At 56.8% G+C, this 15,483-nt stretch carries 15 protein-coding genes; 6 read left to right on the top strand and 9 right to left on the bottom strand.

The annotated features are described in order from the left end of the window. Nucleotides 1-54 precede the first annotated feature (54 nt). The 4 genes from AABB29_RS04975 to holA all read left to right on the top strand — a co-directional run bounded on the left by AABB29_RS04975 (nucleotide 55) and on the right by holA (nucleotide 4,528). Entirely contained in the window at nucleotides 55-426 is a 372-nt protein-coding gene (locus AABB29_RS04975; RefSeq protein WP_373636900.1) for a DUF3576 domain-containing protein, read from the top strand. A 73-nt stretch (nucleotides 427-499) separates the two neighbouring features. Beyond that, a complete protein-coding gene (gene leuS / locus AABB29_RS04970; RefSeq protein ID WP_341367992.1) occupies nucleotides 500-3,034 on the top strand; it encodes a leucine--tRNA ligase in 2,535 nt (844 codons plus the stop codon). Further along, on the top strand, nucleotides 3,024-3,509 hold the full coding sequence (lptE, locus tag AABB29_RS04965; RefSeq protein ID WP_341367993.1) for an LPS assembly lipoprotein LptE: 486 nt from the start codon (nucleotides 3,024-3,026) through the stop codon (nucleotides 3,507-3,509). The genes leuS and lptE overlap by 11 nt, the downstream gene beginning before the upstream one ends. Then, nucleotides 3,506-4,528: a DNA polymerase III subunit delta gene (gene holA / locus AABB29_RS04960; protein ID WP_341367994.1), complete on the top strand. Its 1,023-nt coding sequence runs from the start codon at nucleotides 3,506-3,508 to the stop codon at nucleotides 4,526-4,528. Before lptE ends, holA begins: the two co-directional genes overlap by 4 nt. 75 nt (nucleotides 4,529-4,603) lie before the next feature. Here the strand turns inward: holA and AABB29_RS04955 are convergent, their stop codons facing one another. The 3 genes from AABB29_RS04955 to AABB29_RS04945 form a co-directional block, all read right to left on the bottom strand. Beyond that, nucleotides 4,604-4,828: a hypothetical protein gene (locus tag AABB29_RS04955; protein WP_341367995.1), complete on the bottom strand. Its 225-nt coding sequence runs from the start codon at nucleotides 4,826-4,828 to the stop codon at nucleotides 4,604-4,606. 106 nt (nucleotides 4,829-4,934) lie between these two features. Next, nucleotides 4,935-5,597 (bottom strand): YjbF family lipoprotein, encoded by a 663-nt coding sequence (locus AABB29_RS04950; RefSeq protein ID WP_373636804.1) that lies wholly within the window; start codon nucleotides 5,595-5,597, stop codon nucleotides 4,935-4,937. Further along, complete coding sequence (locus tag AABB29_RS04945; protein WP_373636803.1) at nucleotides 5,594-7,717, bottom strand: YjbH domain-containing protein; 2,124 nt, start codon at nucleotides 7,715-7,717, stop codon at nucleotides 5,594-5,596. The genes AABB29_RS04950 and AABB29_RS04945 overlap by 4 nt, the downstream gene beginning before the upstream one ends. Nucleotides 7,718-7,924: 207 nt before the next feature. On the opposite strand from AABB29_RS04945, the gene AABB29_RS04940 reads away from it, so the two are divergent. Beyond that, nucleotides 7,925-8,524 carry a hypothetical protein gene (locus tag AABB29_RS04940; protein WP_341367999.1) on the top strand — a complete coding sequence of 200 codons (600 nt, stop codon included), beginning with the start codon at nucleotides 7,925-7,927 and terminating at the stop codon, nucleotides 8,522-8,524. Between the two features lie 32 nt (nucleotides 8,525-8,556). On the opposite strand, the gene AABB29_RS04935 is transcribed toward AABB29_RS04940, so the two are convergent. From AABB29_RS04935 to AABB29_RS04920, 4 genes are all read right to left on the bottom strand, one after another. Further along, nucleotides 8,557-9,726, bottom strand: coding sequence for a TIGR03862 family flavoprotein (locus AABB29_RS04935; protein ID WP_341368000.1), 1,170 nt, complete (start codon nucleotides 9,724-9,726; stop codon nucleotides 8,557-8,559). Further along, nucleotides 9,723-11,033: a mechanosensitive ion channel domain-containing protein gene (locus AABB29_RS04930; RefSeq protein WP_341368001.1), complete on the bottom strand. Its 1,311-nt coding sequence runs from the start codon at nucleotides 11,031-11,033 to the stop codon at nucleotides 9,723-9,725. The genes AABB29_RS04935 and AABB29_RS04930 overlap by 4 nt, the downstream gene beginning before the upstream one ends. A 66-nt stretch (nucleotides 11,034-11,099) precedes the next feature. Next, the gene (locus tag AABB29_RS04925) at nucleotides 11,100-11,702 is read right to left on the bottom strand and encodes an enoyl-CoA hydratase/isomerase family protein (protein WP_341368002.1); all 603 of its coding nucleotides are present in this window, start codon (nucleotides 11,700-11,702) and stop codon (nucleotides 11,100-11,102) included. After that, nucleotides 11,699-12,457, bottom strand: a complete 759-nt coding sequence (locus AABB29_RS04920; protein ID WP_341368003.1) for an SDR family oxidoreductase — start codon at nucleotides 12,455-12,457, stop codon at nucleotides 11,699-11,701. The genes AABB29_RS04925 and AABB29_RS04920 overlap by 4 nt, the downstream gene beginning before the upstream one ends. Before the next feature lie 119 nt (nucleotides 12,458-12,576). Between AABB29_RS04920 and AABB29_RS04915 the strand changes: the two genes are divergently transcribed. Next, on the top strand, nucleotides 12,577-14,073 hold the full coding sequence (locus AABB29_RS04915; protein ID WP_341368004.1) for a DUF2125 domain-containing protein: 1,497 nt from the start codon (nucleotides 12,577-12,579) through the stop codon (nucleotides 14,071-14,073). Nucleotides 14,074-14,150: 77 nt separating this feature from the next. On the opposite strand, the gene AABB29_RS04910 is transcribed toward AABB29_RS04915, so the two are convergent. Together AABB29_RS04910 and AABB29_RS04905 are read right to left on the bottom strand one after the other, a co-directional pair. After that, complete coding sequence (locus AABB29_RS04910) at nucleotides 14,151-15,167, bottom strand: YHYH protein (RefSeq protein ID WP_341368005.1); 1,017 nt, start codon at nucleotides 15,165-15,167, stop codon at nucleotides 14,151-14,153. Nucleotides 15,168-15,269: 102 nt separating this feature from the next. Further along, on the bottom strand, nucleotides 15,270-15,458 hold the full coding sequence (locus tag AABB29_RS04905; protein WP_341368006.1) for a hypothetical protein: 189 nt from the start codon (nucleotides 15,456-15,458) through the stop codon (nucleotides 15,270-15,272). Nucleotides 15,459-15,483: the final 25 nt, after the last annotated feature.

The following is a 15,483-nucleotide window of genomic DNA, read 5'->3' as shown; positions in this document are numbered from 1 at the left end:
ATCGCCACCCGAAGGGAAAGTGTTTTGACGGCTATGATACGCATCGGACGCGCAATGCTGCTGGGTTTGCTGACCCTAACCTTTGCTGCATGTGGCGGCGGGCAGGCACCCACTCCCCGCGGGGCAGAGAATGTTGCGGTGAACCGCTACCTTTGGGCCGCCTCGCTGGATGTGCTGGACTTTCTGCCCGTGGAATCTGCTGACCCCTTTACCGGTATAATCACTACCGGTTTTGGTACGCCGCCGGGCGGTGGCCGCGCCTATCGTGCAACGATCCACATCACTGATCCGGCAATGGATGCCCGCTCGCTGAACCTGTCGCTTCAGACCGGAAATGCTTTGGTCGCTGTTGAGACGCGGCGTGCTGTTGAAGACGCGATCCTCGCCCGGGCCCGTCAACTACGTATTGCTGACGGCGCGCTCTAGCCATCGGCACCTCGCCCGATTATCTTTGACGCCGGGCCCGCTGCCCGGCGTTTGCATGTGAAAGACCCAAGCCATGACCACCTATTCCCCTGCTGAGATTGAGCCCAAATGGCAAGACGCCTGGGACTCGGCCGAAACCTTTAAGGCTGTCCGCAGCGACGATAAACCCAAGTATTATGTGCTTGAGATGTTTCCCTACCCCTCGGGCCGCATCCATATGGGCCATGTGCGCAACTACACGATGGGTGATGTGATCGCCCGCTACAAACGCGCCACCGGCCATAGCGTGTTGCATCCGATGGGGTGGGACGCCTTTGGGATGCCCGCTGAGAATGCCGCCATGGCCTCGGGCGGCCATCCCAAGGATTGGACCTATCAGAACATCGCCGAGATGAAGGCCCAGATGAAGCCGTTGGGCTGGACCCTGGATTGGACCCGTGAATTTGCCACCTGCGATCCGGAATACTATGGCCAGCAGCAGGCCTTGTTCATCGACTTTTTGGCCAAAGACCTGATTTACCGCAAGAAGGCCGTCGTGAATTGGGATCCGGTTGATATGACCGTTCTGGCCAATGAGCAGGTCATCGACGGCAAAGGCTGGCGCTCGGGCGCTGAGGTTGAGCGGCGCGAGCTGGTTCAATGGTTCTTTAAAATCAGTGACTATTCCGAGGAATTACTGTCGGCCATCGACGGGCTGGACGACTGGCCTGCAAAGGTCAAGCTGATGCAATCCAACTGGATCGGTAAGTCACGCGGGATCGAAATTCCGTTTCAGCGCTTGGATGGCGGCGATCCGATCGTTTGTTACTCGACACGGCCTGACACGATGCGCGGCGCCAGCTTTGTGGCGATTTCGGCTGAGCATCCCGTGGCCCAGGCTTTGGCTGCAGACAATCCGGACCTTGCCGATTTCGTCGCTGAAACCCGCAAGATGGACACCACCGAAGCCGCGATGGAAAAGGCCGAAAAGAAAGGTCTGGATACCGGCATTCGCGTCAAACACCCGATCTACCCTGATCAAGAATTGCCCGTCTGGGTCGGCAATTTTGTTTTGATGGATTACGGCACCGGTGCTGTTTTTGGCTGCCCCGCGCATGATCAACGCGATCTGGATTTCGCCCGCAAATATGATCTGCCTGTGCAAAATGCGTTTTATATGCCGGGCGAGGATGTTCCGGTTGAAAACACCGCTTTGGTCCCGGCCAAGACCGAGAAAGTGGTCTTTATCGATCATTTTGCCGGGATCACCGAGGCCACAAGCCAAGAGGCGATAGATGCTACCATCGATTACTTTGAGGCCCATGGCTTGGGCAAAGGTGTTACCAAATATCGCCTGCGCGATTGGGGCCTGAGCCGTCAGCGCTATTGGGGCTGCCCGATCCCCATCGTCCATTGCGACGATTGTGGTGCCGTGCCGGAGAAGAAAGAAAACCTGCCGATTGAGCTGCCTTATGATGTCAGCTTTGATATCCCCGGCAATCCGCTGGACCGTCACCCTACGTGGCGCGATTGTGCTTGCCCCGCTTGTGGCAAGCCCGCCAAGCGCGAGACGGACACGATGGACACTTTCGTCGATTCGTCATGGTATTTCGCGCGCTTCACAGCCCCCCATGCGACCACGCCGACCGACATTGATGATGCCGCCTATTGGATGAATGTGGACCAATATATCGGCGGGATTGAGCATGCGATCTTGCATCTGCTTTACAGCCGCTTCTTTGCCCGTGCGATGAATATGACAGGCCATTTGCCGCAAGGCACATCAGAGCCGTTTAATGCTTTGTTCACCCAAGGCATGGTCACGCATGAGATTTACCAAACCCGCGATGACAAGGACCGCCCGGTGTATCACCTGCCCGAAGATGTCACCGACAGGAAACTGGCAGACGGGACTGAGGTTCAGATCATTCCATCGGCCAAGATGTCCAAATCCAAGAAGAACGTCGTCGACCCTGATGATATCATCGCGAAATACGGCGCCGACACCGCCCGTTGGTTTGTGTTGTCCGACAGCCCTCCGGAACGGGATGTGGAATGGACCGCCTCTGGGGCTGATGCGGCGTTCAAGCATCTGAGCCGTGTTTATCGGGTCTGCATTGATATTGCTGCGATGCCGGATGGGATGACAGATGCGGATGACGATCTTCTGCGCGCGATGCATAAGGCCATCCATGATGTCACCATGGGGGTTGAGACATTTGGATTTAATGCTGCAATTGCAAAGCTTTACGCCTTTACCAATGTGCTTGCCAAATCCAAGGCAGGGGGTGAGACGAAACGCCTGGCCGCCCGTGTCTTGGTGCAATTGATGTCGCCGATGACCCCGCATTTGTCCGAGGAAATCTGGGCCATGCTCGGCGGCGAGGGTATCATCGCTGATGCACCTTGGCCCGTTGCCGATGAGGCGATGTTGGTTGAGGACAAGGTCACCATGCCCATTCAGATCAACGGTAAACGTCGCGCCGAGATTGTCGTGCCTGCCGATGCCGCAAAAGATGCGATTGAGGCTGTTGTGATGGAACTTGAGGTGGTGCAGACCGCCTTGGCAGGTGCTGCGCCGAAAAAGCTGATTATCGTACCGGGACGGATTGTGAACATTGTCATTTGATCGCCCCACGCGCCGCACCTCCTTGCTGGGGCTTTTTGCCCTTGCAGGTTGCGGTTTTGCGCCGATCTATGGGGAAGATGCCGCCCTGCACGGGCAGGTCGCCTATGAGACAGATGAGACCGTCGATGGTTTTCGTATCCGCAGCCAGCTTGAGCGCCGGCTTGGTGTGGCGGCGCAGCCCCGGTATTTGCTGAAGATCACGAAGACCGAAGAGCGTCAGACATCCGCGATCACGTCGGATGGGGACACGACCCGGTTTAACGTGATCGGCACCGCGCGCTGGGTTCTTACAGATAGCGGAACAGGCCAAGAGGTAGATCGCGGTACGGTGCAGGCCTTTACCGGCTATGCGACGACCGGATCGACGACGGCCACCCAGGCCGCTGAAACCGACGCGGCCGCCCGCCTATCTGTCATTTTGGCCGATCGGGTGGTTAGTCAGCTAATGATCCTCTCATTGGATCTGCCCGCATGAAACTGACCGGGACGGCGGCGAATTCCTATTTCCGCAAGCCGGACCCGTCGCATATGGGGCTTTTGATTTTTGGCGCTGACCCGATGCGGGTTGCAGCCAAACGGCAAGAGGCCATTGCCGCATTGGTTGGCCCGCAAGGCGAAGAAGAGATGCGGTTGACCCGCATCAATGCCGCCGATCTGCGCAAAGACCCCGCATTGCTTGATGATGCCATCAAAGCCCAGGGGTTCTTTCCCGGCCACCGCGTGGCCTTTGTTGAGGACGCAACAGACGGGCTTGCCAAAACCCTGACCCCCACCTTGTCTGATTGGCAGGCAGGCGATGCGCAGGTGGTTGTGACAGCTGGCCAATTGACTGCAAAATCGGCGCTGCGCAAGCTTTTTGAGGGTCATCCTAATGCCGTGGCCATTGGCATCTATGATGACCCGCCCTCAATCGCGGATATTGAACAGGCGTTGGCGCGTGCTGGCCTGCCCCAGCCGGATCGTGATGTGATGGATGCGTTACTGTCGCTGGCAAGCAGCCTGGAGCCCGGCGATTTTCGGCAGACCTTGGAAAAGGTCGGGCTTTATATGCAAGGCGAAACCGCGCCGCTGACCATTGCTGATGTCATGGCAAATGCCCCGCAATCGGCTGAGGTGGATGTTGATGATGTGTTGGATGTGGTCACGTTCGGCCAAGCTGAGCAACTGGGTCCGGTGCTGCGGAACTTGTATGCGCAAGGCGTCATCCCTGTGACGCTCTGTATCGGTGCGATGCGCCACTTCAGACGGCTACATGTCGTTGCCTCTGACCCTGGCGGTGTCGGGGCAGGTATCGGCAAGCTGCGCCCACCTGTCTTTGGCCCCCGCCGTAACAAGATCGAGCGGCAGGCCGGGCAATGGGGGCGTGACCGTTTGGAACGGGCGCTGACGGCATTAACGGATGTCGATTTGCAGCTGCGTTCAGCCAGCACAGCGCCGCAATCCGCATTGATGGAGCGTACCTTGATCCGGCTGGCGATGATGACGCGCAGGTAAGTCCTAAAACGACACAAGGCAGACCGAAGCCTGCCTTGTGTACAAAATCTAACAGGCGCGATCTGCGCCAGAGACTTATTCGTCGTCGTCTTCAGCGGCAACTGCAGCTGCGATAACCAGAGCAGCCAGAACACCAACGATCACGTATGTGCTGTTGATGGACGAACCTGCTGGCTCGGGTGCAGGCTCAACTGCTACGACAGGTGCTTCCATGACTTCGTCAGAAAGACCACCAGCCTGAGCGGCGAAACCGGAAACAGCCAGAGCGGCTGCGGCGGCGAGAGTTGTTGTAAAGCGCATGTCGGTACTCCAATTAATGCGTAGTCGGGCGAAAGCCCGGGGGCTCGCCACATTGCTTCCTTAAATCAGGCCCTTACGCAAAAACCAAGGGGGTGGGCGTAAAACTTCAGAAGATATCGATTTGCAAATATCCGGCATCCGGTGAAATCGCTTGAAGGCTGCGCAGAAGCTGTCCAGAGCCATTTAGCCAATAAATATTGGTCAATTGGAGCGTTTCGCCGCGACAAATCTCTTCAAATTTGCGCGAATTCAGCGATTGGCTGAGCCGATTGACCGTGTCTGCCCCCTTAAAATCGATGCTGCATTGCAACAGTTCTTGCGAAATCTGGTCATTGTCATCCAGGAATTCATGCGTTCTTTGCGCGTTTCCGCCACCCGCGCGGATCGCAGCCCAAGTCCCATTTGCGCTTGCCCCCATGATGTCACGGGGCAAGCCGCGGGTTGCGACAATGATCCCGTTTTCCAGCGTAACCGTATTATTTTCGCTATCCACCCAGGTGACGCGTGCCCCATTTGTCGCCGCAGGCACCATCGTATCCCAACGGTCCAGCCGGCGCATATTCACCCGCATGAACTTGCCCGGATTATTGACCAATTCCTCTTCGGTGATCACCGCCGCGCTTGGTGCCGCTTCGGCAGACTGGCCAGAGACAAGCCCCGTCGCAACATCCGCCAGTTGTGCGCCGACCCCGTCATCACCGATTGATCCGCATGCCGTCAGACCAGCAATTGCAGCGGCCAGAATGATATTCTTGAAACTATGGATCATCGCCAGAACCGTCCCCATGTATCTTCCAGATCGCTGGTATGTGCATCGCGCACGATATCGTAAAGCCGCCCATCCACCTGAACACGTGCCCCGCCGTCGCCGACCCGTGTCCGAATGGTCGTTCCATAGCTGCTAGTGCTGGGGTTGCCCGTCAAGAAATCCTGCGGGATCGAGATGCGCACGCCCTTGTTATAGGACCCTGACCCGAAATCGTCGTAGCTCAGCTCGGTTTGCGTGAAGTAAGCGCCGACCCGGACACCGTTGTCATATTCGCGATCCACCGACACGGTCGCCCCCCAGTCGCCCGCCAGATAACGCCCCACATCAAGCTGGGTATGGTACCCGTTTCCAAGGTCGTAATAGGCGGACAGGTGCCCGGTGACGACATCATAGTCGAATTCGTCAAACCCGAATGCCATATCCGTGTCGCGCTGCGCGACATAGTTCAGCTCGCCCCCCAGCCCGAACCGGCTTTCGACGGGTTTCCAAAGCAGCTCGGTCGAGATGCCGCCATACATTCCTTCAAGATAGCCGACAGTGGCCCGGCTGTAGAAATTTGGTGCAGGGCGGCCGAAATAGGCCAGCGTAAGGTTCTGCAAAACCGGCACCCCGTCATCGCCATAGAATGACCCATTGGTGCGGACATTTTGAATATCATCGGTATCCACGCCTGGATCGGCGGGATCTGCCTTGATAAAGCTTTGCCGGATGGTTCCTGAAGCGACAAGCCGGGGTGAGAATTCATACCGGCCTTTCAGGTTAAGCCCGGTGTCGACGCTTACCGATCCGTCACTGCTGAATGCGTTGATCGACAGATAAGGGCTAAGCCCCCAGCTAAAGCCGCCCTCATCAGCGTCAACCCGGGTTACATCGCCAACCTGGCCCGCATCCCCAAACATGGCCCGTTGGAAAGAGGCTGCAGCCGCACCGGGCCGTGTTTCCAGGTTTTCCAGATCGGACCGGGCAAAGGTGGCCGCTGACAGCGGAATACCCCGTGCTTCGGGTTCAAGGATGAAAGTCTCAACCGAGTTTGGCATGACTTGCGTCATCATCCGTGCGACCCGGCCCATGGCTTGGGCATCTGATCTGAACCGCCCGTTGGTATAACGCACCCGCGCCGTGGTGTCGGTGACGTCCAGACCGGTCAGGGTCAGCCCCTCGATATCCAACAGGGCGCTCATGGCGTTGCGCAAACCTGCTTCGGGCAGGGTGCTGCGATCCCATGTGGTCTCATGGCGCTCAGCGGCGCTGCGGCCTTTGATCGGGGCAGGGGCCTTTTCAAAACCGCTCAGGCTTGGGCGATTATTTGCGTTCAGCGTAAATGTGCCAGACAGGGCAACTTCGCTTCCATAAAGCGATGCAAGCGACAGTTGGACGCCCGGGCGTGGCCGATAGATGACGCTAAGATTATAGGGCGATTCCGCCTCTAAAGCGGGCGATAGGCCTGTTTGCGGATAGGCAATCGACGAATATTCGCCCACAAAACCCCATTTTTCATTGAGCTGATAGGTGACACCGCCAAAGGCTGCAGCTTCCCCGCGAAACCAATAGTCAGAGCCAAGCTGCCCGCCAACCTCGCCTGTATCGACAAAGACAGGCCGGTCATCGAGACCGGAAAACGGGTTGCTGAAACTATCGCGCGTGCCCATGGCCCCCCATCCGATGCCGCCTGTGACAGTCAACCGATCACCAATCGATTTCGTGGCCACGATATATTCGGATGAAAACGCGCCCGGCGTGAACATATCTCTGATCCCGACGGCAAAGGCCGGCAGATAGGTGCCTTCGTTATTTAATCGGTAATGTAGATCAAAGCTGCGCTCAAACTCGCCTGTTTCAACGGCGGTGGCGTCATCATTATATAAATCGACGATAGAATAACGGGCGCTGGCCGACAGCCGGTTTGTCAATTGGAACGTTGCCGTGGCGCGCAGCAGCCCTTCTTGATAGGATAAAGATGTGGCCAATGTGCCTTCGGGCGCAGTATGGGCCGACGGCATATCCAACAGCCCTGGCGTGCCAAAAAGCGAGTAGTTGATAGGGACATCCTGCGCCTGCGCTGCGGCACCCCAGATAAGCGGCAAGGCCGATGCTATCAGAAAAACGGCTCTTTTTGTCATGGTCACTCCACCCGATAGATGCGCAAGGTCTACCGCGCTGCGGGCAACTTGGAAATGGTCAATGATCTTGATGGAATTCCTGCAACAAAAACACACCTTATGCGTGTAAATGGTTTGTTAACTAATATGCCGCAAAGTTTCTGTATGTTAGTATCACATCGTTACCGTTTCATTCTGTTTCCAGATCCGATGGGCGCTTGCCCATGGATGACCCATGCGCTTCTACCATGGATGGATCAGCCGCTTCAGCGCCATAAAGGCATGGGAAGCCATTTTTTCCAAGGTATGTCCCCGGCAGAGGCTGAGCTGGCCTTTGATATGGCGGGCTACGCCTTCCGCAATTACACGCGCGTCGCGATTGTCCGAAACCCCTTGACGAAGATGGCGCAGCTTTATGACCGTATTGCCGCGACTGACCGGGTTTGGCGGATGCGTCGGCGCGTCGGCGTGACGGTACCCGATTTTACCACCTGGCTGGCCGGTACCCGGCCGAATGGAAATGGGGCCGCTATGACAGCTGCCGGACCCCGTTGGCGCCGTTTTGGCGCATGGTCGGCCCTTGATTGGTGTCAGGACCGGGTTACACATGTGGTGAAGGCCGAAACGGCCGAACGGGATTTGCCCGAGATTTTCCATAATATCGGGATCAAACCTCATTTCGGGGCGCGTCCGATTGATACGCTACGGGTTCATCAACCTGTTAGCGCGCGTTACAGCCCCGAGGCCACGCGCATGATCGAAGACCGCTATCAATGGGATTTGGATTTTTACGGATTTCAACCCGCGGAGCTGCTTTTGGTCGCATGATCGACCAAATCGCGGGATGACACCGCAAGGTGCTATCTTTTGGACGCCCTTAGATAATCAGCGGCGCCCAGCCCCGCCCAGCGGCCCGTTGCCAGACATCCGGTGATCAAATAACCGCCCGTGGGCGCTTCCCAATCCAGCATTTCACCAGCGCAAAACACGCCCGGGCGGCCCCGTAGCATCAGATTGTCGTCCAAAGCGTCAAAACGTAGCCCCCCGGCTGTCGAAATGGCCTGATCGATGGGGCGCGGACCCTGATGCGTCATCGGAAGCGCCTTTATCAAACCCGCCAAATCATCTGGAAAGGGGCGCCCAAATTCGTTCAAAAGGGCCAGGCGTAGGGGGTCAAGCCGCAACACTTTGCGCAGATGGTTCGATAGGCTGGCTTTGCCCCGTGGTTTAGCCAAGCCATCGCGTATTTGAGGCAAAGACCAATCGGGCAGCAGATCGAGATAAAGCTGCGCCCCTGCGCGCATGGCCTGAGAGACTGCATAGATGCCGCCGCCTTCAATGCCTTTTGCAGACAGCACAAATTCACCGCGGCTTATCTTATCCCCTGCGCGCAGCCCCACAGCCTTGACCGGCTGGCCAAAATGGGGGGCCATATGGCTCGACCAATTGACGACAAACCCCATATTCGCGGGCAGAAACGGGGTCACGTCATTCGGCAAAAATCGGGTCCAGGCGCCATTTGCCCCCAGACGCGCCCAGCTTGCACCGCCCAGTGCCAGGATTGTTGCCCCTGCCTTTATCAGACGCATCCCGTCCGGCGTTTCAAAACGCAGGTCCGTTCCTTGCCAGCCATCCCAGCGCCAACGGGTCTGTATCGACCCGCCCAACGCCCCAAGCCGGGCCATCCATGCACGCAGCAAAGGCGAGGCCTTCATCGCGTCGGGAAATACTCGCCCGGTTGTTCCGGTAAATGTCGCTTGGTTCAGATCATGCGCCCAGGCGATGACCTGATCGGGACCAAAGGCCGCCAAAGACTTTTGCATCACCGGGGGGATGTTGCCAAAAGCTGCGATAAACCTGTCCATCGGTTCGGCCTTGGTCAGGTTTAGCCCCGATTTACCGGCCATCAAGAATTTGCGCCCAACCGAAGGCATCGCGTCAATGATTGTGACAGATACACCGGCCCGGCCAAGGGTTTCGGCGGCCATCAGACCTGCCGGACCTGCCCCGATCACAACTGCATCGCTCACGTGGGCATGGGCCCTTTCATCTCGATCACGCGATGCGGATAGGGGATTTCGATGTCATTGTCTTTCAGTGCATTCCAGATCAGGAACAGCACATCGGAGGCAAATTTGTTCTTGCCGTCATCAATGCCTTCCACCCAGAACTCGACACCAAAATCGATCCCGCTATCGCCGAACCCACGCAATTCGCAATCGGGCTTTTCTGGCTCTGATAGTACACCGGGGTGGGTTGCCACGGCGGCTTCGATAATGGCGGGGATTTTGTTGATATCGGTGTCGTAACTGACTGAGAACGGCACCTCTAACCGGTTGGCCGATCCAGCGTCGGAATAATTGACCACCCGCGTTGTGATGAAATCCTCATTTGGAACAACGATCCAGCGCCCGTCGAATGTCTCAAGAATTGTGGCGCGGGCGGTCATCTTGATGATTGTCCCTGCCTCGCCGCCGTCCAGTTCGACATAGTCCCCAACGGTTGCCTGCCCTTCAATCAAAAGGATCACGCCCGAGATAAAGTTTGACGCGATCTTTTGCAGACCAAACCCGAGCCCCACACCCACAGCACCCCCGATAATCGCGAGCGAGCTGAGGCTGATCCCCATGATGTTCGTCAATAGCAGGAAGGCCAGGCCGAAGATCGCGAACTCAGATGCTTTGGCCGTCAATTGTCGGATAGCAGGCCGCATCGGCTGTTTTTCAATATAGGCTGCAGATTGCGAGTTGGACCATTGGCCAAGCCAGAACAGCACGCTGCCTGCGATCACGCCGCGTATAATCGCCAAGACCGAGAAATTGATATTCCCCAAGCTAACGCGTGTCGCGTCCAGCGCGATCAGGACCTGGTCCAGAAAGCCTAACGCATAAAGTGCCGCAACCGGCACCAAAACGAATTTACCAAGCAATTTCAGGAAAGGGTCGGTGATGATATGTTTGGCCAGCGCCCGCGCCGCCAGGAACAAAAAGACCCGTTTCCCAAAGGCGATTACAGCGCCTGAGCCAAAGATTGACCGCGTGACGGCCTCGCCCATCGCGGTGAAACCATAGGCCAAAAGCGGCAGTAGCAATGGGATGAAGATCAGCACAAAGCGCCGTGCGGATGCGAAAGCAGATGTGCTGTCCTCTGGCGGTGTCAAAATATTTGTCAGGCGCGCTTCGAGCATTCGGTTTGCGATCCGCGCCAGCAGATATGCCCCGATCAACAGCCCGAATTGCGACCATGCAGCGGGCGACAACAGCCATTCTTGGGCCAGTTGCACCCCTTGATCGAATGCGGCTCTGGCTTGTTCAATCAATGGCAGGTCTTCTTCCATGCGTATCCACCCCGTTCTGGTATCCCTTTTTTGTCGTCAAACTGGGCAAAGGACAACCGGCCCGGTTCAGATCATCTGTTTGATGCCGTTAATATGGGACAGCTCGGCGTTCAGGGCGTCTTTGGCAAGCAGCTTGGCCTCCTGCACAATATCCTTGGGCACCATGCGGTCGATCAGCCCCCAGTCCGCGGCTTGCTGGGCGCTGATCCTTTGCCCGGCCGTCAGGATCATCTTTGCCCGGGACGGGCCGATCAGTGCCTTCAACCGCTTTGGATCGGAGGGTGGCGGCCGAAAGCCAAGCCGCATCACAGGGTAAAAGAACTGCGCGCCCGGCACTGCAATCCGCAAATCGCAAGCCAGGGTCATTCCAAACGCCCCGCCTGCCACAGTCCCGTTCAGCGCAGCGATTGTCAGCCCCGGCACAGCGGCAACAGCCGATGACACCCGCTCCCAAAGAGGATCGGTGGCAAGCCCGGCATAAGCTTCGTCCAGATCGGCGCCTGCGCTAAAAACCTTGCCTGTGCCGGTCAGGATCAAGGCCTTGCAGGTGGTTGCGTTTTCGACAATGTCGGCCAGATCGCCCAGCATTTTCCGGCTTAGGGCGCCTGCCTTTTCGGGGCGGTTGATGGTGACGATCCAAAGATCCCCATCTCTTTCGTAACTGATCACGATAGGCCGACCTTGGCCCGAATATCTTCATCGCGCAGGCTAACATCTTGTCCCAGAAACGCATCGGCCTCGGGCGTGCACATCCATAGCAGGGCCTGTGCTGGCCATTCGGGCGGGATGTGGACGGACCAATCCAATTGGCTGACCGGGTTGATCCCGGATGCTTTGATATCGCGCTGCATCTGGGTGGCCACTGTGCCGGGCGACAAGCCCAATACGCGCAACCCTTTTTCGCGGGCTTCCAGATCGGCGGCACGGGTCAACATGAATGCCCCCGCCTTTGAGCTGCAATATGCGGTCCAACCTTCCACGGGTCCATGTGCTGCACCCGATGAAATATTGATAATCGTCCCATGCCCCTGCGCAATCATGCCTGGCATGGCGGCACGCATGCCATACATCACCCCTTTGAGGTTGATATCGATCGTTCGCCCCCAGGCTTCGGGGTCGGTCTGCACCAGATGCCCGATCGGGTCGATGGCGCCTGCATTGTTAATCAGCACATCAAGCCCACCAAAGGTCTGGGCGGTCGCGGCGATGGCTTTTTCGACTTCGGCAAAGCGCGAAACATCGCATGGAATGGCCAAAGCGTTCGGACCAATTTCGCCTGCGATTTGCGCAATCTCGTCGGTGCCGCGCGCGACCAGCGCAACATTCGCCCCCGCATCGGCAAAGGCCCGCGCAGCGGCGGCACCGATCCCGCGACTTGCGCCGGTGATAAGTACGGTTTTCCCCACCATATCAATCTTTTTCATGCCGGTCCCTTTCGATTCAGGTTTCCTGTCGCTATCTAATGGTTTGATAGGACTCTCTTTGGGCCATGATACGGGTCAGGGGGGAGCGGTGAAAGAGACATAACGAAAGGGATTTTTTAATGAAATATTCAGCCGGATTAAAAGGTGCCGTTTGTGGCGCTGCATTGATTGCAGGTGGTGCGGCACAGGCTGATGTGACCGCCGCTGAGGTTTGGGAAGATTGGAAAGCCCAGATCGCCATTTATGGCGAAGATGCTGTGTCTATCGGCGGTGAAAATCAGTCTGGTGATACGCTGACCGTCAGCGATCTGGTCGTCAATTTCTCTGATGAAGATGTTACTATCGACATTGACCTGGGTGATGTCACATTCGTTGAGCAGGGTGATGGTTCGGTTGCTGTCACGATGGAAGACAGCTTTCCAGCGTCACTAAAGGATGATTTCGGCCTCGAAGTAAATTTCGAAGTGAGCCAAACCGGCTTTGAAATGATTGTCAGCGGTGATCCTGGCGCGCTTAGCTATGATTTGCGCGCTGACACTTATACCTTTGCGTTGGTCGACATTACGGAAGGTGATGAAACCTTTACCGCCGATGCGCGTTTCGTGGCCAATGATGTGCGAAGCGTCTACAACATGCAGGTCAACGACATGCGCACCGTCGATTTTGAGGGTTCGATGGCCTCGCTTGATTTGTTGGTCGATGTGGCAATCCCCGAAAGTGATGGTGAATACGTCACGATCAGCGGCAAATATGAAGGGTTTAACATGGAGGGTCAGGCGGTTGTGCCGCTCGATTTTGATATGGAAAATCCAGAGGCTGCATTTGCGGATGGCCTGTCCTATCGCATCAACTACGCGGTCGACAATATGGCCGGCATTTTTGACATTGATGTCGATGGCGATCAGCTCGCCGGATCCGCGAGCAATGGCGAGACGACTTTGGATATGGATTTCTCAAATGATGGGATTTCTTATGATGTTGCGCTCAATGACCTCGCTGTGAATGTCACCGCAAGCCAGCTGCCATTCCCGGTTGAAGTCGGCTTGGCCCAGTACGGTGTCGCTTTCGAAATGCCTTTGTCTAAGTCCGAGGAAGCACGTGAATTTGGTCTCAGCCTCGATTTGGTCGATCTGACGCTGAATGATTTGGTTTGGAACTTGTTTGACCCAGGCACCGTCCTGCCCCGCGATCCTGCGACCGTTCAGTTTGCCATTTCTGGTCTTGCGAAACCATTGATCGACATGCTGAACCCCGAAGACCTGATCTATTCAAACGATATGCCGTTTGAATTGGAATCTGTTTCGTTGGATCGGTTGAATGTCAGTGTTGCAGGCGCAGCTGTGACCGGCGTTGGTGAATTCACCTTTGACAGCAGCGATATGACCACCTTTGCCCCGCTGCCAAAGCCAGAAGGGGATGTGGTCATCGAGGGAAGCGGCATCAACGGGTTGATGGACAACCTTGTTGCCATGGGCCTGATTGCCGAGCAGGATTTGATGGCGCCGCGCATGATGATGGGCATGTTTGCACGCTCAACTGGCGATGACCGTCTGGAATCCAAGCTGGAAATCAATGCTGAAGGTCATGTTTTGGCCAATGGGCAGCGTCTGCGTTAAGACGCGAATAATCTGAAATAAAAGGCGCGGCAGAGAGACCTGCCGCGCCTTTTTGTTTGTCTGATGCACAAGCGTCGTTATGGGCGCCGCGGCCTTTGCGACGCATCGCAAGTGCCATTTGGATCGGCAAGCGTGCATCCTGTCTGGGCGGTCAGGCATCCAAGGATAGCGTTCGATCCTGCGGCCCCGGCATGATAATGATAGTCTAGATCATCGCTTGCATGTCCGTTGCAGGCATCCAACCCGACCGGGTCGCTACCATCGGCCATGTGGTGGCCGAAGATCTGAAAGCCATCCATCGCGATCCCAATCTGCGGCCCTTGGCCTGTGGCGGTGATTTCTTCGGTGGTGATCGGACCAGAGCTATTTGGGCTTTCATCCAGGCAATCGGTGACGGCGTGATAGTGATAACCCACATGAGGGTTCACATGGCCGCCGCAATCGTCGAATGCGGCAATCGTATATGCCCCCAAGATCGCATCGACCGGGGCGGGGCCGTCAAGACGGCCGCCGTTAAACGCAATGCCCGATCCTGCCTGATTGGTCCGGGCAGGCGTGTCTGATAACACAGGTTCCAGCGGGATCACATAGGTCAGGCTGGCGTCATCGGGCATGTATTCTGGCAGGCATTGGACGCAGTGGTTTTGATATTCGGGGTCAACGTCCGGGCGGGCGGCGGCTTCGCAGGCTTCAAGCGTGCCGGTAAAGCGAATGTCCCCGGTGTCCTGATCAAAGAGTTGCCAATTCGTATCGCCATAAAGCGTGGCCAAATTCGCGATGAAATCGCCATCAACATCCACCGTTTCGCCATCATAGAACCAGATGCCGCCCGCCTCTGGGCCGTCGCTGATATTCGTAGGGCACCATGGGCCGGTCTCATGTGTTGGCGGTGTCGGGGCAACCGTGATCCGAAAACAGGTTGTCTCGGCCCCGCCGGACAATGTGCAATCGACAAGATCAGGGCCTGCGATCACGTTGGCCTCAGAAAAGAAAGTCGCGATCTCGGCCAGGCGTGCTTCATCCGCTGCGGCCATTGCTGGTAGGCCTAGAAAAGGCAGGAAAAGGGTTGTTGTCCGCAAGATAGATCGTTTCATAGGTGCCCCCTGGCTGTTTGGTCATCCGTTATGGTTGTGCCTTGCGCTTATACGTCTGGGCAAAGCGTTTCCGTCGGGTCAAATTGCAGGTTGTCAGAGACTTCAATCGTCATCTGATTTGCAATCCAACCGGTTCCACAGCAGTTTGAGCACGGTTTCCCCTGCAATCGGCGTGGCGCAATCGCTGACCAAAACTGGCGCTGAGAACGGGACCGGGGCAGGCAGTTTCACGGTCGCTGTTTTGGGTGCGTCCATCTGCAATTTGCTGGGAAAGCCTGCCACATCGGTCATAGCCGCAGACTATCTGATTTGACCC

This window comes from Yoonia sp. BS5-3, from assembly GCF_038069655.2.
Lineage (GTDB): Bacteria > Pseudomonadota > Alphaproteobacteria > Rhodobacterales > Rhodobacteraceae > Yoonia > Yoonia phaeophyticola.
The sequence above is the reverse complement of the archived record's forward strand: the minus strand, read 5'-3'. Positions and strand labels throughout refer to the sequence as shown.